The organism is Phytomonospora sp. NPDC050363 (assembly GCF_040655735.1).
Taxonomy (GTDB): domain Bacteria; phylum Actinomycetota; class Actinomycetes; order Mycobacteriales; family Micromonosporaceae; genus Phytomonospora.
In genome coordinates this window covers 23,337-42,599 of the sequence record NZ_JBFAKK010000017.1, presented here as the reverse complement: position 1 = coordinate 42,599, position 19,263 = coordinate 23,337, and the positions used below count along the sequence as shown (strand labels likewise).

General features: G+C 71.5%; 23 protein-coding genes. 13 read left to right on the top strand and 10 right to left on the bottom strand.

Annotated features, from left to right (window positions below):
- Nucleotides 1-89: 89 nt before the first annotated feature.
- The 4 genes from fdxA (at nt 90) to AB0I28_RS34165 (ending at nt 2,711) form a co-directional block, all read left to right on the top strand.
- A complete protein-coding gene (gene fdxA / locus AB0I28_RS34180; RefSeq protein ID WP_357499867.1) occupies nt 90-422 on the top strand; it encodes a ferredoxin in 333 nt (110 codons plus the stop codon).
- A 3-nt stretch (nt 423-425) separates the two neighbouring features.
- Nucleotides 426-1,511: a succinyldiaminopimelate transaminase gene (dapC, locus tag AB0I28_RS34175; protein ID WP_357499866.1), complete on the top strand. Its 1,086-nt coding sequence runs from the start codon at nt 426-428 to the stop codon at nt 1,509-1,511.
- Nucleotides 1,511-2,050 (top strand): DinB family protein, encoded by a 540-nt coding sequence (locus AB0I28_RS34170; RefSeq protein ID WP_357499865.1) that lies wholly within the window; start codon nt 1,511-1,513, stop codon nt 2,048-2,050. The genes dapC and AB0I28_RS34170 overlap by 1 nt, the downstream gene beginning before the upstream one ends.
- Nucleotides 2,051-2,330: 280 nt before the next feature.
- Nucleotides 2,331-2,711 (top strand): hypothetical protein, encoded by a 381-nt coding sequence (locus AB0I28_RS34165; protein WP_357499864.1) that lies wholly within the window; start codon nt 2,331-2,333, stop codon nt 2,709-2,711.
- 8 nt (nt 2,712-2,719) lie between these two features.
- On the opposite strand, the gene AB0I28_RS34160 is transcribed toward AB0I28_RS34165, so the two are convergent.
- From AB0I28_RS34160 to AB0I28_RS34150, 3 genes are all read right to left on the bottom strand, one after another.
- Nucleotides 2,720-3,031 carry a hypothetical protein gene (locus tag AB0I28_RS34160; protein ID WP_357499863.1) on the bottom strand — a complete coding sequence of 104 codons (312 nt, stop codon included), beginning with the start codon at nt 3,029-3,031 and terminating at the stop codon, nt 2,720-2,722.
- A gap of 116 nt (nt 3,032-3,147) precedes the next feature.
- Nucleotides 3,148-4,074, bottom strand: coding sequence for a 2,3,4,5-tetrahydropyridine-2,6-dicarboxylate N-succinyltransferase (gene dapD, locus AB0I28_RS34155; RefSeq protein WP_357499862.1), 927 nt, complete (start codon nt 4,072-4,074; stop codon nt 3,148-3,150).
- Between the two features lie 24 nt (nt 4,075-4,098).
- Entirely contained in the window at nt 4,099-5,265 is a 1,167-nt protein-coding gene (locus tag AB0I28_RS34150; protein WP_357499861.1) for a hypothetical protein, read from the bottom strand.
- Between the two features lie 75 nt (nt 5,266-5,340).
- Here AB0I28_RS34150 and AB0I28_RS34145 point away from each other — a divergent pair, with 75 nt between their 5' ends.
- On the top strand, nt 5,341-6,057 hold the full coding sequence (locus AB0I28_RS34145; protein WP_357499860.1) for a TIGR00730 family Rossman fold protein: 717 nt from the start codon (nt 5,341-5,343) through the stop codon (nt 6,055-6,057).
- On the opposite strand, the gene AB0I28_RS34140 is transcribed toward AB0I28_RS34145, so the two are convergent.
- From AB0I28_RS34140 to folP, 3 genes are all read right to left on the bottom strand, one after another.
- The gene (locus tag AB0I28_RS34140; protein ID WP_357499859.1) at nt 6,054-6,947 is read right to left on the bottom strand and encodes a hypothetical protein; all 894 of its coding nucleotides are present in this window, start codon (nt 6,945-6,947) and stop codon (nt 6,054-6,056) included. The genes AB0I28_RS34145 and AB0I28_RS34140 overlap by 4 nt on opposite strands.
- 5 nt (nt 6,948-6,952) lie before the next feature.
- A complete protein-coding gene (locus AB0I28_RS34135) occupies nt 6,953-7,288 on the bottom strand; it encodes a hypothetical protein (protein ID WP_357499858.1) in 336 nt (111 codons plus the stop codon).
- Between the two features lie 124 nt (nt 7,289-7,412).
- Complete coding sequence (folP, locus tag AB0I28_RS34130; RefSeq protein ID WP_357499857.1) at nt 7,413-8,306, bottom strand: dihydropteroate synthase; 894 nt, start codon at nt 8,304-8,306, stop codon at nt 7,413-7,415.
- A 74-nt stretch (nt 8,307-8,380) separates the two neighbouring features.
- On the opposite strand from folP, the gene AB0I28_RS34125 reads away from it, so the two are divergent.
- From AB0I28_RS34125 to AB0I28_RS34115, 3 genes are read left to right on the top strand one after another with little or no spacing between them, the layout of a single operon-like run.
- Nucleotides 8,381-8,938: a DivIVA domain-containing protein gene (locus AB0I28_RS34125; RefSeq protein ID WP_357499856.1), complete on the top strand. Its 558-nt coding sequence runs from the start codon at nt 8,381-8,383 to the stop codon at nt 8,936-8,938.
- Nucleotides 8,935-9,513 carry a DNA-3-methyladenine glycosylase I gene (locus AB0I28_RS34120; RefSeq protein ID WP_357499855.1) on the top strand — a complete coding sequence of 193 codons (579 nt, stop codon included), beginning with the start codon at nt 8,935-8,937 and terminating at the stop codon, nt 9,511-9,513. Before AB0I28_RS34125 ends, AB0I28_RS34120 begins: the two co-directional genes overlap by 4 nt.
- Before the next feature lie 49 nt (nt 9,514-9,562).
- Nucleotides 9,563-10,084, top strand: coding sequence for a hypothetical protein (locus AB0I28_RS34115; protein WP_357499854.1), 522 nt, complete (start codon nt 9,563-9,565; stop codon nt 10,082-10,084).
- A 37-nt stretch (nt 10,085-10,121) separates the two neighbouring features.
- Here AB0I28_RS34115 and AB0I28_RS34110 read toward each other — a convergent pair whose 3' ends face one another.
- Nucleotides 10,122-10,361 carry a hypothetical protein gene (locus tag AB0I28_RS34110; RefSeq protein WP_357499853.1) on the bottom strand — a complete coding sequence of 80 codons (240 nt, stop codon included), beginning with the start codon at nt 10,359-10,361 and terminating at the stop codon, nt 10,122-10,124.
- 97 nt (nt 10,362-10,458) lie between these two features.
- Here AB0I28_RS34110 and AB0I28_RS34105 point away from each other — a divergent pair, with 97 nt between their 5' ends.
- A complete protein-coding gene (locus AB0I28_RS34105; protein ID WP_357499852.1) occupies nt 10,459-11,931 on the top strand; it encodes a PLP-dependent aminotransferase family protein in 1,473 nt (490 codons plus the stop codon).
- Between the two features lie 54 nt (nt 11,932-11,985).
- On the opposite strand, the gene AB0I28_RS34100 is transcribed toward AB0I28_RS34105, so the two are convergent.
- The gene (locus AB0I28_RS34100; RefSeq protein ID WP_357499851.1) at nt 11,986-12,633 is read right to left on the bottom strand and encodes a hypothetical protein; all 648 of its coding nucleotides are present in this window, start codon (nt 12,631-12,633) and stop codon (nt 11,986-11,988) included.
- A 50-nt stretch (nt 12,634-12,683) separates the two neighbouring features.
- Between AB0I28_RS34100 and AB0I28_RS34095 the strand changes: the two genes are divergently transcribed.
- Nucleotides 12,684-13,316 carry a hypothetical protein gene (locus AB0I28_RS34095; protein WP_357499850.1) on the top strand — a complete coding sequence of 211 codons (633 nt, stop codon included), beginning with the start codon at nt 12,684-12,686 and terminating at the stop codon, nt 13,314-13,316.
- Nucleotides 13,317-15,009: 1,693 nt separating this feature from the next.
- On the opposite strand, the gene AB0I28_RS34090 is transcribed toward AB0I28_RS34095, so the two are convergent.
- Both AB0I28_RS34090 and AB0I28_RS34085 read right to left on the bottom strand, forming a co-directional pair.
- Entirely contained in the window at nt 15,010-15,795 is a 786-nt protein-coding gene (locus AB0I28_RS34090) for an enoyl-CoA hydratase-related protein (RefSeq protein WP_357499849.1), read from the bottom strand.
- A gap of 16 nt (nt 15,796-15,811) precedes the next feature.
- On the bottom strand, nt 15,812-16,603 hold the full coding sequence (locus AB0I28_RS34085; RefSeq protein ID WP_357499848.1) for a PaaX family transcriptional regulator C-terminal domain-containing protein: 792 nt from the start codon (nt 16,601-16,603) through the stop codon (nt 15,812-15,814).
- 213 nt (nt 16,604-16,816) lie between these two features.
- Here AB0I28_RS34085 and AB0I28_RS34080 point away from each other — a divergent pair, with 213 nt between their 5' ends.
- The 3 genes from AB0I28_RS34080 to AB0I28_RS34070 all read left to right on the top strand — a co-directional run bounded on the left by AB0I28_RS34080 (nt 16,817) and on the right by AB0I28_RS34070 (nt 19,252).
- On the top strand, nt 16,817-16,984 hold the full coding sequence (locus tag AB0I28_RS34080; protein WP_184786099.1) for a DUF3117 domain-containing protein: 168 nt from the start codon (nt 16,817-16,819) through the stop codon (nt 16,982-16,984).
- 202 nt (nt 16,985-17,186) lie between these two features.
- Complete coding sequence (locus AB0I28_RS34075) at nt 17,187-18,704, top strand: trypsin-like peptidase domain-containing protein (protein ID WP_357499847.1); 1,518 nt, start codon at nt 17,187-17,189, stop codon at nt 18,702-18,704.
- 89 nt (nt 18,705-18,793) lie between these two features.
- Nucleotides 18,794-19,252: a twin-arginine translocase TatA/TatE family subunit gene (locus tag AB0I28_RS34070; protein WP_357499846.1), complete on the top strand. Its 459-nt coding sequence runs from the start codon at nt 18,794-18,796 to the stop codon at nt 19,250-19,252.
- Nucleotides 19,253-19,263: the final 11 nt, after the last annotated feature.

Sequence of the window (19,263 nt, the reverse complement as noted above, 5' to 3'; positions counted from 1 at the left end):
ATGAGGGCTCCCGGTTCGCGCTGGACGACGACCCACACTAGGCTGGGCTTCCGGCAGCGAACCTACCTGCCGACGTGAGAGGACTGGCCGTGACATACATCATCGCCGAGCCGTGCGTTGACCTGCTCGACAAGGCGTGCATCGAAGAGTGCCCCGTCGACTGCATCTACGAGGGCAACCGGATGCTGTATATCCACCCCGACGAGTGCGTCGACTGCGGTGCCTGCGAGCCGGTGTGCCCGGTGGAGGCCATCTTCTACGAGGACGACGTTCCCGAGGAGTGGAGCGACTTCACGCGCGCCAACTACGAGTTCTTCGAAGGCGACCTCGGTTCGCCCGGTGGGGCCTCGAAGATGGGCAAGATCGAGAAGGACGCCACCCACGTGGCCGGGCTGCCGCCCAAAGAGAACGCCGAGCACTGATTCGTGAGCCTGTCGGAGCGGCTGCCGGTCTTCCCCTGGGACCGGTTGGCCCCCTTCGGTGACATCGCTCGCAACCACCCCGACGGGATCGTCGACCTCTCGGTCGGCACTCCCGTCGACCCCGTCCCGCCGCTGATCCGCCGTGCGCTCCAGAGCGCGGCGGACATCCCGGGCTACCCGCTGACGGCGGGGACGCCGGAGCTGCGGGCGGCGCTGCGGGACTGGCTGGCGCTCCACTGCGGAGCCGATGCCTCGGTGGGCGTGCTGCCCACGATCGGTTCGAAGGAACTCGTCGGCTGGCTGCCCACCCTGCTGGGCGCCGGGCCGGGCGACACCGTGGTCCTGCCCCGGCTGGCGTACCCGACCTACGACATCGGCGTGCGCGTCAGCGGCGCCGAGGCCCTGGTGGCCGACTCACCGTCGGAGATCCCCTCGGGGACCAGGCCTTCGCTGATCTGGATCAACTCGCCGAGCAATCCCACCGGCCGCGTGTCGACGGCCGGCGAGCTGCGCGACTGGCTCGCCTACGCCCGCGAGACGGGCGCCGTGCTGGCCGGCGACGAGTGCTACCTGACGCTGGGCTGGGACGCCGAGCCCGTCTCGGTGCTGTCGGTCTGCGACGGCGACTACGGCGGCGTGCTGTCGGTGCACTCGCTGTCGAAGCGCTCGAACCTGGCCGGTTACCGCGCCGGGTTCGTCGGCGGCGATCCCGCGCTGGTCGCGTCGCTGCTGGAGGCGCGCAAGCACACCGGCATGATCGTTCCCGCCCCCGTGCAGGCCGCCATGGTCGCCGCGCTGGGCGACGAGGAGCACGCGGCGGCGCAGCGGGAGCTGTACCGGGCCCGCCGCGAAGTACTGCGCCCGGCGCTGCTGGCGCGCGGGATGCGCGTCGAGCACTCCGAGGCGGGCCTGTACCTGTGGGCGACGCGCGACGAGGACTGCTGGAAGACCGTCGAGGAGTTCGCCTCCCTGGGCGTGCTGGTCGCGCCCGGAGAGTTCTACGGTGTCGCCGGCGGTGACCACGTGCGCGTGGCGCTGACCGCGCCGGACGCGCTCGTCGCGTCCGCCGCCGCCCGCCTGGCCGGCTGATGCGCCGGGGGCGGCTGTTCACCGGTGAGGACGAGTCCCGGTTCGCGGCACCCGCCGACGCCGACGAGCGCACGCTGCTCGTGGAGATGCTCGCCGCACACCGGGCCACCCTTGAGCTGAAGTGCGCCGGGCTGACCGCCGAACAGCTGGCGTCCCGCGCAGTACCCCCGTCGACCCTGTCGCTGCTGGGGCTCGTGCGGCACCTCGCCGACGTCGAACGCCGCTGGTTTCGCCTCGACCTCGCCGGCGAGGACGCCCCACCCCGCTTCTGCGGCCCTGAGGACCCCGACGGGGACTTCGACGGCGCCGTGGCCGACAACGCCGTGATCGAGGAGTCCTGGGCCGCCTGGAGGGACGAGGCCGCCTTCGCCGACGCGTTCACCGCGCGGGCGGCGAGCCTGGACGTCGAGGGCGAGGACGCGTGGCGGGGGAAGCTGTCGCTGCGCTGGGTGCTGATGCACATGATCGAGGAGTACGCGCGGCACAACGGGCACGCCGACCTGCTGCGAGAACGGCTGGACGGCGCGATCGGGTTGTGAGGGCCGGCGGAATCCGGGCCTTTTCCGCAGCTCGGGGAGGATAATCGATCCCGGGGCGAGAACCATGGCCGCGAGATTCAACCCACCGCCCGGCCCGGTGCCGTCGGCGGGACACGAAGCGTCACCGCACACGGCGACAGGCCCACCGCGGATACCGGCGAGGCGAAGACGCCCACACCTCAAGTGGTCGCCGATCCTGGCCCTCGTACTGGCACTCCTGGCCGCCTCACTGCCGATCTCGGCAGCCCACGCAGGCGCGCGCGGCGACCCTTCGGGGGCCATGGACGCGATCGCGCACGCCGCGATGCCGCTGTCGGTCGACTACGAGGACCTCAGCCAACGGGAATGGGCGACCATCGCCAAGGACCCCGACAAGCATGTGGGCCGCACGATCGTCGTCTACGGAGTCGTCACGCAGTTCGACACCGCCACCGGCACCGGTGCCCTCCGGGCCGACATCGGCCACGAGGACGCCGAGTACGTCTTCGACTACCCGACCAACACGGTCCTCACCGGTGCCGAGTCCACACTCGCCGATCTGGTGCAGGGCGACGAGTTCACGGCGGACGTCGAGGTCGCCGGTTCGCTGGAGTACGAGCTGCAGGCCGGCGGCACCACGGTGGTCCCGGAGCTGTCCGTCGACTCGATCGAGCGGCTGTGAGCCGATCCTTACGCGCTCTTCGCCTCGCGCAGATCCACGTTGTACTTCCCCGGCTCGGCGATCGACAGCAGATGCTGCGCGAGTTCGGTGACGGCCACGTCCTCGCCGATGTCGGTGTCATCCAGCACCTTGTGCCAGTAGACGGGGTCGGTGACCTCGGCCTCCAGGGCCGCGTGAACTTCCGGCCGCTCGGCGAGCTCGTGCGAGAGCGCGCCCTTCAGCGCGGTGTACGAGCCGCGGACGGCCTCTCCGTCGGCGCCTTCCGGTACCGCCGTCGCCCCGGCCACCAACGCCGCGACGACCAGTTCCACGTTCGACACCGAATCCCCTGCCCGCCGAGCCCGCCCGAAGCCGAAGCGGCTCCGCGAACGCCAAGTATGGCGTCGCGGAGCCGGCCCGGTCCAGCGAGGTCGCGAGTCGTGAGACCCGCCGTCCCCTAGTTCTTGTGCAGCGCCGCGTTCAGCCCGCCCCAGGTTCCGGTGCGGGGCTTGGCCTCCAGCGCGCCGGTCTGGGAGTTGCGCCAGTACAGCAGGTCGGAGGCGCCGGACAGTTCGCGCGCCTTGACGACCTCGCCGTCGGGCAGCAGGATCTTCGACCCGGCGGTGATGTAGCAGCCGGCCTCGACGACGCAGTTGTCGCCCAGCGAGATGCCGATCCCGGCGTTGGCGCCCAGCAGGCAGCCCTCGCCGATCGACACGACGTCCTTGCCGCCGCCGGACAGGGTCCCCATGATCGACGAGCCGGCGCCGATGTCGCTGTTGTCGCCGACGACGACCCCGGCGACGATGCGGCCCTCGACCATCGAGGTGCCGAGGGTTCCGGCGTTGAAGTTCACGAAACCCTCGTGCATGACGGTGGTGCCCTCGGCGAGGTGCGCGCCGAGGCGGACGCGGTCGGCGTCGGCGATGCGGACACCGCTGGGCACGACGTAGTCGGTCATGCGCGGGAACTTGTCGACCGAGTAGACCTCCAGGCGGTGCCCCTCCAGGCGCAGCGCCAGCCGGACCTCCTCGATGCGGTGCGCGGGGATCGGTCCCAGGTCGGTCCAGGCGTTGTTCGACAGCAGCCCGAAGACGCCGTCGAGGTTGGCCTGGTGCGGCTTGATGATCCGGTGCGACAGCAGGTGCAGGCGCAGGTAGGCGTCGGCGGCGTTCTGCGGCGCGTCGGCAAGGGACGCGATGGTCGTCGTGACCTGTTCGGTCTCGATGCCCAGGACGTCGTCCTCGCCGGGCTCGAAGTCGAGTTCGGTGGGCTTGGCCGCACCGAGGCCGAGCTCGGCGTACCAGACGTCGAGGACGGTCCCGTCGGCGTCGAGGTGGGCCTCGCCAACGCCCCAGGCGGAATCAGTCAGGTAGGTGGTCACGGGGCAAGGGTAGCGATGGCGCGGTCACCGTCCGGCGGCGGTGAGCAGGTCGAGCATCGCCCCCAACGGCAGCGAGGGGTGCCGTGCGGCCTTGTGGGCGATGAGCGGGTCGGCGTCGGCGAGCAGCCACAGCACCGAGGCCGACGGCAGGGCGGGGGAGTCGAGGGCGATCAGGCGCAGGCGCGGCTGGTCGTCGGTGGCGAGCCGGGGGAGGGCCGAGGCGGGGAAGTTGGGGTGGCGGACGTAGTCGTGGCGGACCTTGCCCGTCCCGTCGAACTCGCGGGTGAAGGCGACCAGCACGTCGGCGCGCGTGGAGGGGTGCCCGGCGGCGAACTGCCGGACCCACGTGTCGGCGTCGGTGAGGAGGTTCGACGCGACCCGCGCGGGGATCTTCGGGTTCCGCGCGACCGCGCGGCGCAGGAACGGGTAGGGGGAGCGCAGGAACGCGATCTGGGTCTCCACGAGCTCGCGGCGGACCCAGGGCGCGTCGCCGGCGAGGGCGCCGTCGAGCTGGACCGAGGCGGTCAGCGCGTCGAGGTCGTCGGGGTCGGTGGGCCGGGCGCTCAGCTCGCTGTAGAGGCGGGCGCGGACGTCCTCGCCGACGTCGTGGCGCAGCATCACCTTCGCGCGCACCAGCGGGCTGGGGTCGTCGGTGAGGGCCTTGACGGTCTCCGGGGAGATGTGCGGGTTGTCGGCGAGGGCTTCGCGGGTCTCGCCGTCGGGGTCGGCGAGGAGGGTGTCAGTGAGCTCCTCGGGGAGTTCGGCGCGGGCGATGACGGCGCGGCGCACTTCGCCGTCGTCGTCGGCGAGCAGCGCCTTGTGCGTCAGGGGAGTGTTGTGCGCGCCGCGGGCCACGCCGAGGCGGACGCGCTGCTCGTGGTCGAGGGCCAGGCGCACCAGGACTCGTTCGGCGACGTGTCCGGTACGGCCGACGGCCTCGCGGACGTAGGCGTGGGAGTGCTCGGCCAGCTGCTCGCGCAGCTCGGTCGGCGCGTGCCGGTTGGCGGCCAGCTGAATGGCGGTGTGGACGTCGCCGGTCTGGTGGAGCCGGTGGGCGTGGCCGGGGTCGAGGTCGGCGCGGCCGGCGATGGCCGCGCCCGCACCGGGGAGGCTCGCGAGGCGAGCGCGGACCTCGGGCGGCGCGGCGGGGTTGGCCGCGATCCCGAGGAGTGTGTCGACGTTGTTGCCCATCGACCCATGATGCCTCCGCGGGCCGCGACACGCCCGGTCCGCTGTCTCGGCGGCCGCCCGTGCGACACTCGGCCCATGAAGGCGCGTATCACCGCAGACCAGCACCTGCTCGACTCGAACCGGCGCTCGGAGTGGAAGCAGAAGGACGCCTGGCGGACCTTGCGGATCCTCTCGGAGTTCGTCGACGGCTTCGACACGCTCTCCGACGTCGAGCGCGCCGTCGCCGTTTTCGGCTCGGCCCGCACGAAGCCCGACAGCCCGGGCTACGCGCTGGCCGAGGAGGTCGGGGCGGCCCTGGCCAAGGAGGGCTTCTCGGTCATCACCGGTGGAGGGCCCGGTGTGATGGAGGCCGCGAACAAGGGCGCGGTCGAGGCCGGCGGTGAGTCGATCGGCCTGGGCATCGAGCTGCCCTTCGAGCAGGGCCTCAACGGCTACGTCGACATCGGCCTCGACTTTCGCTACTTCTTCGTGCGTAAGACGATGTTCGTCAAGTACGCGCAGGCCTTCATCGTGCTCCCCGGCGGCTTCGGGACGATGGACGAGCTGTTCGAGGCGCTCACGCTCGTCCAGACCAAGAAGGTCACCCAGTTCCCGGTGGTCCTGCTGGGCACCGCGTACTGGGGCGGCCTGGTGGACTGGCTGCGCGGCCGGATGCTCGACGACGGCATGATCAACCCCGTCGACGTCGACCTGATGCTGGTCACCGACGACGTCGCCGAGGCCGTCGCGCACATCGTCGCCGGCTGCAACACCAGGCCCGGCCCGCCCGGCGACGCCGCCCTGCCGAGTTAGGTCAGCCCGCCCGGGTCGAACGCGGGCCCGTCCTTCGACTCCTGGTGGCGCACGTACATGTCGGCGCCGGTGGTGACCACCTTGGCGATGACCGACTCGTACTTGATCGTCTCGATCACCTTCAGCGCCGTCTGGAGCTTCTCGAACACCGCCATGGCCTTGCGCACCCACGTCACGGCCGTCAGGTAGGTCCGCGCTGCCTCCACGGCGGTGATCGTGGCCTGCGCCGCCGTCGAGGCGCCCATGCTCGGGCCCGCGGCGGCCAGCGCGGTCAGCCACTTCGGGATCTGGGCGAGCAGGAACTTCGTCAGCTCGCCCTTGATGATCGACTGGAGGCTCGTCGCGAGCAGTGAGGCGCCCTGCATGACCAGCCGGACGCGCGTGACGTCGTTGGCGGTCGCGGTGATCGCCTCGGAGCACTCGCCGAGGCGGGTCTTGGCCACGCCGGCGGCGTCGCCGCGCCAGTTCGCGATGTCCTCGCCGGGGACTTTGCCGACGTCCTCGCCGATCGCGTTGAGGGCCGCGGCGACGCGGTCCCACTTGGCGATCTCCAGGTCCATGCGCTCGGGGTTGCCGGTCACCAGGCCGAGCAGGTCCTCAAGGGGCTGGATGAAGTCGATGAGGAACGACACCACGGTCCCGGCGAGGAAGTTCGCCGGATTGGTGATGGCGCCCAGGCCGGTGTAGAAGGTCGAGGAGATCTCGCCGAGCAGGCCGGTCACGTCGGAGAAGTCGGCGCCGTCGCCGAAGGCCGCCGACTTGGTGGTGAGTCCCTTGACCTGTGCGTATCCCGGCAGGCCGGAGGCCGCGCCGGATCCGTCGAAGATCCCGGGGGAGTTCTTGACGCCGGTGTCGTCGCCGACGTCGGTCGCGGAGTCGCCTGATCCCATGTCCCTCAGCCCCCGTAGGTTCCGCCGTCGAGACGGGCACGGATCTTGCGCATCGTGTCGTCGTTGTCGGTCTCGGTGAGGCGGTAGTTCTCCGCGCAGGCGTCCATGCGGCCGGCGTGGGCGCCCAGGGCGCGGCCGATCATGCCGATGTGCTCGTGGAGTTCGGTGGCCTTGCTCCAGTACAGCGGCGCCAGCGCGAGGCCGGGCATGCCCCAGGTGTACCAGTCGGGGTCGGCGTCGTCGGCGAGCTCGGCGGCCCTCCCGGCGTGCTCGCCGAGGGTGTTGAGCCTGGTCGAGGCGCCGGCCATGCCGGCGAAGTCGACGTGGAGGGGTTCGGTCACGTCGTGTGTCCTTTGTGGGGGATGTGGTCTGGGACACGCCTACCGTGCCAGACCCTGTCAAGTCCCCCGCAACGGGCCTGAGCCGCGGCCCACCGTGTCCGGTCTCACACGGTGGGCTCGTCCGCTAGAGGCTGCGCTTGGGCGCCTTGGGCGCCTTGTCCCCGCGGATCGCCGCGACCATGTCGAGCACCTGGCGGGTGGCCGTCACGTCGTGGGCGCGGAAGACCCGCGCGCCGTGCCAGGCCGACACCGCGGTCGCGGCGAGGGTCCCGGGGAGGCGGCGGTTCACCGGCAGGTCGAGGGTCTCGCCGACGAAGTCCTTGCGGGACAGCGCGACGAGCACCGGCCAGCCGGTCGCGACGAGCTCGTCGAGGCGGCGGGTCAGCTCCAGGGAGTGGACCGTCGCCTTGCCGAAGTCGTGGGTGGGGTCGATGAGGATGCCGTCGGCGCGGACACCGGCGGCGAGCGCGCGTTCGGCGGCCTGGCCCAGCGCGTCGGTGACCTCGGCGACGACGTCGTCGTAGGTGACCTTCCCGGCGATCGTGCGCGGGCGCATGCCGCCGGTGTGGGAGCAGACCAGTCCGGCCCCGGACTCGGCGGCGACCGAGACCAGTTCGGGGTCGGCGCCCGCCCACGTGTCGTTGATGAGGTCGGCCCCGGCCGCGGTGGCCTTCTCGGCGACCTCGGCGCGCCACGTGTCGACCGAGATGACCAGCCGCGGGTGGCGCTGGCGCAGTTCGGCGATGAACGGGACGGTCCGCTGGATCTCCTCGTCGACGCTGACCTCGTCGCCGGGGCCGGCCTTGACGCCGCCGATGTCGACGATGTCGGCGCCGTCGGCGACCGCGCGGTCAACGGCGGCCAGGGCCGCCTCGAAGGCGAAGTTGGCGCCCTTGTCGAAGAAGGAATCCGGTGTCCGGTTGACGATCACCATCAGGGCGAAGCTGCTCGGACCGAAAGTCCGTGAACCGAGACGTAGTGTGCGAGAGGGAGTTGGTTGTTGGGGAGTTGTAGTCATAGAAGCCAATTGTCCTGGGGGAGGAGGAAGCATCCGGGCAATTGTGCCCCGGGCCTCCGTGGAAAGATGCGTCAATGGGCCAATTCCTGATCCTGCTCGTCGTCGTCGCCATTGCCGTCGGCCTGGTCTTCGGCGTTGTCGTGCTGGCGACCGGTAAAGACAACGGACTGCGCCCGGTCTCTGCCGACGGGGTTTCGATCGGTCTCCCGCCGGACCGTCCGCTGTCCGAGGACGATGTGCTCACCGCCCGCTTCGATACCGGTCTGCGGGGTTACCGCACCGGCCAGGTGGACGACGCTCTCGCCCGGCTCGCGTACGACGTTGGCTTCAAGGATGAACTGATCAAGGTGCTGGTCTCCGAGGTACAGGCATTGCGTGACGGGCGTACCGACGACGCCGAACGACTGCGTCTGGCCCGCGCCAAGGCTATCGGTGAGACCACAGTGGACACGCGGCGGCCGTCGGTCGACGGCGATGACGTGGAGCAACCGTCCGTTGTGGACCCCGGTGACAAGTCGGCGGAGGGCGCCGACGCGCTCGCCGGTGACGCCGGTTCCGATGACCCCGCCGACGAGCCCGCCGCCGACCCTGCCGCCGAACCGGTCTCGCCGGCCGGTGAGCAGAAGTCGTGACCGGTTCGCTGCCCGGCCCCGACGGACTTCCGCGCTGCCCCTGGGGCGCCGGGCCGGAGATCTACACCGACTACCACGACAACGAATGGGGCCGCCCGCTGCGCGGTGACGACGCCCTGTTCGAGCGCATGAGCCTGGAGGCCTTCCAGTCCGGACTCGCGTGGATCACGATCCTGCGCAAGCGCGAGAACTTCCGCACGGCATTCGACGGCTTCGTCATCGAGAAGGTCGCCGACTTCACCGCCGCCGACCACGACCGGCTCATGGCCGACGCCGGGATCGTGCGCAACCGCGCCAAGATCGAGGCCGTCATGGCCAACGCCAAGGTCGCCCTCGACCAGCCGGAAGGACTGTCGGACCTGCTGTGGTCCTTCGCGCCCGAGGCGCGTCCGAGGCCCGAGAGCTTCGACACCGTGCCCGCCGTCACGCCCGAGTCGAAGGCCATGGCCAAGGAACTGCGCAAGCGCGGCTTCCGCTTCGTCGGGCCGACCACCGCCTACGCGCTCATGCAGGCCGTGGGCATGGTCGACGACCACCTCGCCGACTGCTGCGTCCCGCCCTGGCCACGCGCCTGACGTCGGGTACGGCTGGATGCGCCCCCGGTGTTCATGATGTGATGTCCGCATGGCGCACTGGCTGATCGTGGTGGACACGACGGAGTACGAGCGGCAGCGCATGTACGCGGCCGACACGGTGACGCTGCCCGGCGGTGGCGGCCCCGGCGACGGCGACACCGCGCTGCTGGCCGCCGACGGCGTGCTCTTCGGCGCCGGGACGGTCCAGGGCGGCGAGGCGGTCTACACCCACCGCGTCCTGGAGGAACCGCCCGCGCTGGAGGACAGCGACTCCACGCCCGGCGCGCGTCCGCTCGACGGCGAGACCTACGCGAGGCTGTCGTCGCTGATCCCCGCGACGGCCGTAGTCACCGCGCCGGTCCGCGACTACCTCGTCAGCGTGACCATCCCCGTCGAGGCGTCCTCACCGGCCGAGGCCGCGCGCCTCTACTGGTCCTACGTCGCCGAACTGGGCCCGGCCGAACTGCCGGCCTTCGTGGCGCCCTACGGCGACGAGCTCGACATGCGCGCCTACGTCCTGGGCAGCCCGCACGAGATGGACCCCGAGGAAGAGGACGACGAGGACGAATAGGCCGGGCGCCGCCTCGTGGGCGGCGCCACCGGCGCGTTCAGTGCCCGCTGGCGACCGCGGGCGCGGGGCAGGGCTTGGCGTTCGTGACCGTGGCGGCGGGCGCGGCGGGCGCGGCGTTGCGCGGGCCGGAGCCGAAGTGGTCGGAGACGGCGTTGCTGACCGGACTGCGACGCGCCTCGAAGGGCACGTGCCAGTCGCCGGACTGGCGAGAATCCTTGCCCAGCCAGGGAACGAGCAGAGCCAACACGACCAGGAACGCGAACAGGACCAGTTCCATGACACTCCTCCAGAGCGTTTCGTAGACCTCCCGCTTGCGGGTGCAGGTCCAGTGTCGGCACAATGGACCGAAACTGGCCTGGCCAAAGGAGCGAAAAGTGGACCGTTCCGAAATGCAGGAGCTACTCGGCGACTGGTCGGCGGGCAACGGCCCCCTCTACCAGCAGCTCACCGACCGTCTCCGCCGCGCGATCACCAGCGGCGACCTGGTTGTGGGACAGCGCCTGCCATCCGAGCGCGCACTCGCCGAAGCCCTGGCGGTCTCCCGCGCCACCGTCGTCACCGCCTATGAGGCCCTGCGCGCCGAACGCCTCGTCGTCAGCCGCCAAGGGAGTGGCACGGTCGTGGCCCAGTCCAATCTCACCGATGTGGCCCGCCGCGCACAGGACGGCCGGGTACAAGGCGGACAGGCGGGGATAATCTTCCAGCGCCTCCTCGACGGCCCCGGCGCCGTCATCTCCCTCAGCTGCGCCTCCGAGCCCGGCTCGCCCTGGATCCGCGACGCCCTCGAAGACCTCCTCCGCGAGGACCTGGCGGACCTGTTGCAGGACAACGGATACCACCCGCGCGGCTGGGAACCGCTGCGCGTGGCCGTCGCCGCCCACTACCGCCAGGCCGGGCTGCCCACCACGCCCGAGCAGATCCTCATCACCAACGGCGCCCACCAGGCCATCGGACTGGTCGCACAGCTCTACGCGCGCAAGGGAACCCGGATCGTCGCGGAGTCGCCCGGATGGCCCGGATGCATCGACGTGTTCCGCGATCGCGGTGCGCAGATCGTCGGCGTCTCCCTCGACGACGAGGGCATCTGCGCCGCCGGCACCGAGCGCGCCTTCGAGGCCCACCAGCCCGCCCTCCTCTACGTGATGCCGACCTACCACAACCCCACCGGACTGGTCATGTCGTCGAACCGGCGCCGGCGGCTCGCCGAACTCGCCGCCCGCCACGACGTGCCCATCTGCGAGGACAACGCCTTCGACGGGTACGAACTGTCGAAGGCGCCGCCGCCCATCGCCTCCTTCGCGCCCGCCGGAGCCGAAGTGCTGACGATCGGGTCGCTGGGAAAGCTCGTGTGGGGCGGCCTGCGCATCGGATGGGTGCGCGGCCCCGCCGGGATCATCGACCGCCTCGCCCGGCGGAAAGTGCTCGCCGACCTCGGTGGGCCGCTGCTCGACCAGGCGCTGGCGGCGCGGTTGATGCCGTTCCACGCGAGGATTCGCGCGGAGCGGTCGGCGCAACTCGGGGAGCGGCTGGAAGTGCTGGAAGAGCTGCTGCGGGACCGGTTGCCGGAGTGGTCGTGGCGCAGGCCCGACGGCGGAGGGTCGCTGTGGGTGCGGTTGCCCGGAGTCGACGCGCGGGTGTTCGCGCAGGTCGCGTTGCGGCACGGTGTGGAGGTGGTGCCGGGGACCGCGATGTGCGCGGAGAGCGTGCGGTTCTCCGACCACATTCGGTTGCCGTTCACGTTCTCGAAGAGCGAGCTGGAGTCGCTGGTGGGGAGACTCGCGGCGGCGTGGCAGGAGCTGCGGCGGCACGGGCCGGCGGAGGTCGTGCCGGAGAGGGTGATCGTTTAGGGGTACGGCTCGGGGCGCCTGGGGAGGGGTGGCGTGGTTGGCCTGCGTCGGCGGTCAGCCGAAGATGGCCTCGGCGGTGGAGACGGTGGCGGCGCGGATGAGCCATGCCTGCAGGGTTCGGAGATCCTGGCAGGACTCGACGCGCTTGATCACCTCGTCGGGGACCTCGATCCCGCGCGCGCCGAGGACGGTGAGGATCGCCTTGATCTCACCTTTGATCTCGCCCTTGGCTTCACCCTCGGCCATGCCCTTGGCGTAGCGGCTCTGGCTGTAGGTCTGGAACTCGTAGGTTCCGGCGCTCATGAGTACCTCCAGTAGGGCTTTCGGGTCGGCGGAGAGGGTCTGTTCCAGGTACTTGATGTAATTGTCCGCCGCATCGACGTCGACGCGATCGAGACTTGCCATCAGCGCGCGGAGCACTCCGGAGCCATGCGGACCATCGGCGTGCATGTAGGCGGAGAAGACGGCGACCTCGACCGAGACTTCTGCCTCCTCCACGTCTTCGGTGCCCGTGATGACCGGGAAGCGGCTCGGAGCGATCGCCGCCGGCACGACGACCGCGCGCGGTCCCATTTCGATCGGCCGACCGGCCCAGGCCGCCGTCTCGTCGGTCGGGCAGATGACGATCAATACGACCGGCATCTCCGTGCGCCGCCAGACATCGGCGACGTAGCACGGCCACGTCCATTCGATCGGGGGCACCGATCCCCGCCGGTCCCACCCGCCCCACCACCCCATGCCACCCTTGGCCGATGGACCCCACCACCCCCAACGTCGTCCAGCGTCCCGGCGGCTTCCGTTCGCGCCGCTTCGTCTTCGCCGCGCCGAGGGCGTCCGCAGAGGTCCGGGCCGTCGCCGCGGCCGCCGGGTGGCAGCCCACCGTCGACCGGCCCGCGTCGCCCGACGGCGGAAAGCCCCTGCTGTTGGGCTGGGAGCCGTTGCCGGGCCTGGCCGTCACCTACACCGAGAAGCCGGCCGTCGAGACCTGCTTCGTGATGGCGGCGAGCGCGCTCGGGGCGGCCGAGGTGGAGGGCTGCGTGTCCGTCTTCGCGGCGCATCCGTTCGTGCGGGGGCGCCGCGAGCTTCTCGGCCCCTGCGACTCCGCCGACACGACCGCCGCCCTGGGCGTGGCGCTCGCGCGGGCGGGGTTGGGGGCGCCGGTCGAGGCCGACGAGGGCTTTGTCCGGCGCCTGGAGTCGGGTGCCTTCCACGACGACCCGGCGGTGCGGGAAGGGGCGCTGTGGGGCATGGCCTACGCCGAATGGGCGGTGTTCCGCCCGACGCTGGCGACGGCGGCCGAGGAGGACGGCGACGAGTTCCTGCGACGGGTGGCGGCGAGCGCACTGCGGGCATTCGACGCGGTCGGCGTTCCCGGCACGCCATGAACTGCCGGAAGCGTCGCGACCCGACGGTCCCGAGTCTGTTCGCGTTACTGGCCTTCGCGGCGGGGTCGGTGGTGGGCGGCGTGATCACACTCGGAGTCGGGGTCGGCCGCCGCGTGGCGCGGGTCTTCCGACGACGGCGGCCGCGGGGACCTGATGGCTAGCGCTGGGGTGCACGCCGCCCCGAACGCTGCGGCCGGGATCGGGCGGCTCTTCCGACGGCCGCAGCTCGCCGGAGGTCGACGCGGCGCCATCCGCCGTCTGGGACGCCGTTCGAACCACGCGCCGCCACCCCGTGGAACGGGTCCGGCGGCGAGGGGTGGTGCGGGTCTTCCGACGGCGGCCGCGGGGACCTGATGGCTAACGCCGGTGCGCACGCCACCACCTAGCCGCCCAAGGCTTAAGGCCGCCGTGGCGCGAGGACCTTGCGGCGGGACGCCATCGCTTCCGAACCACTCGCGGCCGCCACCGCCCGCGGGTCCTCCGGTGGGGACGCCATCGCTTCCGAACACTCCCGGCCGCCGTGTTGCGAGGGTCTCCGGCGGCGCTTCGGCGGCTGGCACCACCGCGCTCGCCGACCAGAACGACTGCCGGTGCCGGGCCGAGCGGACCATCCGTCGGCGGCAGCGGCGTTTCGGCGGCTGGCGCCGCGCTCGCCGCCCGGACACCTGCCGTCCCCGCATGCGCGGGCCTTCCGGCGGGCGCCCAACGCGGCTTAAACCACTACGGTCGCGGCCCCACGATCCTCCCGGCGATGACGACGACCGGACGCCTGGCGGGCCAATCCTTGCGACTGTCGGGTCGCGCGGGCCATCCCGTGGGCGGCAGCAGCTCTTCGGTGGCTAACGCCGCCGCGCCACCACGCACGCTGCCCGGAACGCGTACGGCCGCCGCGTCACAGGGGTCCGCCCACGCCCACGCCACCAGCGACGGCGAGCTGACGGCTAACGCTGCCCGCATCGCTGGCGTCGCGTCATGCGGCTCTCCGGCGGCAATGCCGCTCAAGCACGGCGGTCGCTGTGTTTCCGGGCTCTCGGGGCGTTGGCGGCGGCCCGGCCGCTCAGCGCCTCAGCGCGCTCGCGGCCGCCGGGTCGTGTGGATCTCCGGCGGCGGCAACGCTCAAGCACGGTGGTCGCCGTGTCTCAAGGCTTCTCTTGGCGTTGGCTTTGGCGTTGGCGTTGGCCGGCCGCTCGCGCGCCCTCACACACCCAAGCGCGTGCGGCCGCCGCGTCGCGCGGGGACTTCTGGCAGCGGCGGGTGCAGCTTGAGCACCGCGGTCGCCGTGTTCCGCCGCACTCTGGGCGACGGCGACTGCCAGGCCGCCCACGCTCCCGCTTCCAAGCGCCCGCTCCCGTCGCGTCGCGTGGGTTTTTCGACGGGAGATTCGGCAAATCGGCGGTCAACGCCTCCGGCGTCCACCACCCAGGACGTCTGCGGCGACTCGGCCACCCGGGCCATTCGCCGGCGGCAGCGCTCGGTACTGGCGCCACCCGCGCGCCGCCCAAAAACCCCGCAGTCGCCGTGTCGCGCGGCTCTTCCGGCGAGGACAGCGGCGCCCCGACGGTCAGCCCGCCAAGCGCCCGGCGGCCAATGCCACAGCGGCGCACCTCAGCAGCTAACGCCCAAGCCCGCGCACGCAGCGCCACGCCGCCAGCCCCGGGCACGGCAGCCCCCCACGCCGTGCCCCAACCCGCCCCTACCGCCCCTCGAAGACGATCGGCTCCTTCGCCACGAACGCCTCCACCGCTCCGCAGTGGTCGGCCGTCTGCCCGCAGCGCGCCTGCGCCTCGGCCTCCAGCTCCAGCGTCTCCGACAGCGGGATGTGCTCCGCCGCCGACAGGGTCCGCTTGATGTACGCGTACGCCACGGTCGGCCCTTCGGCCAGCCGCGCCGCCAGCTTCTGCGCCGTGGGCAGCACGTCGTCGTCGTTCTCGACGAAGGTCCCGAGCAGCCCTGCGCGCTGGGCCTCCTCGCCCTTGACCTTCGTCCCCAGCATCAGCATCTCGGTCGCCTTGGCGTGTCCGACCAGCCTGGGCAGCGTCAGCGAGGCACCGGTGTCGGAGGACAGCCCGATCCCGGCGAAGGCCATCGTGAAGCTCGTCCCGGGCCCGCCGACGCGGAAGTCGGCGAGGAACGCCAGCGACGCGCCGGCACCGGCGGCGGTGCCGCGCACGGCCGCCACGACCGGCTTCGGCATGGCCGCGAGGGTCGCCGCGATCGGGTTGTAGTGCTCCCGGACGGTCGCGAGCGGATCGCCGGACTTGAGGTTCTCGACGTGCTCGCGCAGGTCCTGCCCGACGCAGAAGGCCCGCCCGGCACCGGTCAGCACGATGGCACGGCAGGTGGGGTCGGCCGACAGCGCGGCCAGCTGGTCCCGGAAGGCGACCTTCAGGTCGTCGGTGAGGGCGTTGAGCGCGTCGGGACGGTTGAAGGTCAGCGTCACCACGCCTTCGGCGCGGTCGACGAGCAGGCTGTCGGTCACTGATGGCACCTCGTTCTCAAATGGTCTCGCTGAGCATACGGTCGACGTGCCGGTCGGCGGGCGGACGCAGCCGCGCCGCCTGCGCGTCGAAGAAGGCCGCCGCCGCCGACCCCGCCCAGCCCGGCGGCAGGAGCGCGGCGGGCAGCTGGGGGTCGCGGAACAGGAACCCGCGGAAGGCGTGCACGAGGCGGAAGCGGGCGGCGTAGGCCGCCTCGTCGGAGCTGGTCGGCCCGATCCCGCTGACGACGGGGTCGAGTTCGTCGATGAACTTCTCGTAGGCCAGCTCCAGTTCGCGCAGGTCCCAGGCGCGGCGTACGAGCGCGACGGGGTCCCCGGCGTGGCGGGCGTCGAAGCGTTCGAAGGTGACGTCGGTCTCGGCCAGCAGCGGGCCGACCTCGGCGGCGTGCCAGGGCGACAGCCAGGTCCAGGCGCTGTCGCCGAGGTGTCCGTAGCCGAAGAGCCGCAGTTGCGCCGACAGCCGCGAGCGCGCGGTCCGGTCGGCCGGTGGGCTGATCACGAGCAGGTCGAAGCCGCCGTCCCATTCGCGGCGGGTGGTGCGGTAGATGCGCCCGGCGGCGGAGTCGAGGCGGCGGACGGCGCGTCCGGTGAGGGCGTATCCGCGCTGGCGGCCGAAGCGCGTGGCGGTCAGCCAGTCCTGCCGGAGCATTCGCGACACCGCCGTGCGCACGGCCGGGGCGGCGATCCCGAGGGGTGCGAGCAGGCGGACGAGGGCGGCGATCGGTGCGGCGCCTCCGCGATTTCGCAGGTAGTCGCCGTAGAGATCAAAAAGGGCAGACCGGGCTCGCACGACCGATCATTGTGACAGTACTGCAACCAAAATGCCAGACCTTGTCACAACCGTGCCGGGGCGGTTTGGGTTTTGAGGCCCTCATCGGGGAAGATTATTCGTCGGTGGCGTACAGCGCCACTGGTCGTGGCACCTCCCGCCCCCCGGCGGACTGGTGCCTGGCTTGTGTGAACCCGCGGGCGACCGCGGCATTGGATCGAGGGGAGACAACACATGGCGGCCATGAAGCCGCGGACGGGCGACGGTCCGCTGGAGGTCACCAAGGAAGGCCGCGGCATCGTCATGCGCGTTCCGCTCGAAGGCGGTGGTCGACTCGTACTTGAGATGACGCCGGACGAGGCTCAGTCACTCGGCGATGCGCTGAAGTCCGTCACGGAGTAGCGACCGGAGAGGCGGCGCACCGTGCGCGCTCTTCGGAAGACATCACTCCCTCCGGCCTTCCATTTCTCAGCGGGACCCGGCCCCACCACGCGACCGGGTCCCGCCATGGAAAGCCTCGAAAGCGGCCCCACCAGCACTCTTTCGCCCCTCCAGTACGCCCTACCCGCGAGTTTGACCGGCCTTAATACGATGGCCGTTGCGCATGACAAGCTTGAAGCTGACCACCCACGGGCCGCCCCTCGCGGCGACCGGCGCGAGACTCGGTCTGGCGCGGGGGTCCACCCACCGGCAGGCTGGGCACCGGGAGGAGAACGGCGTGACAGACGGCGGCGACGCGGCGGGAGCCGCGCGGCACAACGGGAACGGGCAGCCACCGGCAGGGGCCGCCCAGCAGTGGCCTTACGCCTCCCAGCCGCCGCACGCCGCGGCTTACAACACCCCTCAGGCCCAGTTCAGGGCCCAGCCGCAGCCGACGGTCGCGGCACGGCCCCCACAACCTCCGGCGCCCGCTCCCGACAACTCCCCCTGGTGGGCCAACAACGCCGCCAGCGACCCCTGGCGCGACCCGGCGGCCTCCGCGGCCGTCGTGCAGACCGCGCCCCCGGCCGGCCCGCCCACCGACCCGATGACGCCCGCGGCACCCGCCGCGCCCGCTCCGGGCGGCGGCGTACGCGGCGGTCTCGGCCTCGTCTTCACCGTGGCGCTCATCACAGCACTGCTCGCGGGCGGTCTCGGTGCGGCGATCGGCGTCCTCGCGATGCGGGGCGGCGGCAGCAGTCCCATCGCCAGCGGCAACCCGCCCGTCGACCGGCCGGTCGGCTCGGTCGCCGAGGTCGTCTCCACGATCGCCCCGAGCGTCGTCACGATCATGATCGAGGGTCGCGAGGGCGAGGGCAACGGCTCCGGGCTGATCATCAGCGAAGACGGCTACATCATCACCAACAACCACGTCGCCAACCCCTCCGACCTGCACAACGTCGAGCTCACCGTCGTCTTCAACGACGGGTCCACCGCGGCGGCGGAGTTCAAGGGCAGCTCCATCGAGTCCGACATCGCCGTCATCAAGGTCGACAAGACCGGCCTGCCCCCGGTGACCATGGCCAACTCCGAGGAACTCGCCGTCGGCGACCCGGTCCTGGCCGTCGGAGCGCCCCTCAACCTGCCCGGCACGGTCACCATGGGCATCATCAGCGCCCTCGACCGGCCCGTCGTGGCCGGTGAGAGCAGCGACTCCTCGGTGACCGCGGCCATCCAGACCGACGCCCCGATCAACCCCGGCAACTCCGGCGGACCGCTCTTCGACGCCTCCGGCCGCGTGATCGGCGTCAACGCCTCCATCGCGACCTTCCAGAACGCCGACGGCCAGGGCGGCAACATGGGCATCGGGTTCTCCATCCCGATCAACCTCGCCAACCGCCTCGCCGAGGAGATCATCGCCGACGGGAAACCGTCCCGCACGGTCATCGGCATCGAGACCTCCGAGACACCGAACCCCGACGGCGTGAAGGTCCAGAAGGTCGTCGACCCGGGCCCCGCCGCGAGCGCCGGCCTCCAGGACGGCGACATCATCACCACCTTCAACGGCAAGCACCTCACCGACCCCGTCCAGCTGGTCGCACTGGTGCGCAAGTACCCCGCCAACACCGTCGTGGAGATCGGGTACCTGCGCGGGGGCGCGGAGAACAAGGTCTCCGTCACCCTCGCCGCCGACGAGGAATGATCCACACGCCCACTGTCGGCCCGCCCGACTTGTGAGTACTCTTCGGCGGGGCGACAGTCATCGGGGAGCACAGCTAGGGAGCGCAGCGCATGTTCGAAAACCTCGGCTGGCCGGAGATCTTGGCCCTGCTGCTCATCGCGCTATTCGTGCTGGGTCCCGAGCGCCTGCCGAAGATCCTCGCCGACATCGGCCGCGTCCTGCGCAAGGTCCGCAACATGGCCTCCTCGGCCACCGCCGACCTCAACAAGGACCTCGGCACCAACCTCGACATCACCGACCTGAACCCCAAGACCTTCATTCGCAAGCACGTCTTGAGCGAAGAGGACGAAGAGGCCCTCAAGCGCCCTCTCCAGGCGGCCTTCGAGGACCTCAAGCGCGACACCGACGGCGTCCGCGACAGCCTCAAGGACACCGCCTCGGGGATCACCTCGCGCGACAACGGCAGGTCGGCCCCCAAGGCCTCGCCGGCCGTCGCCGCCGACGGTGAGACGGCCATCGCCGACCCGCCTCGCAGCACGACCGCGAAGTACGATCTCGATGCCACGTAGCGGCCGGGGAC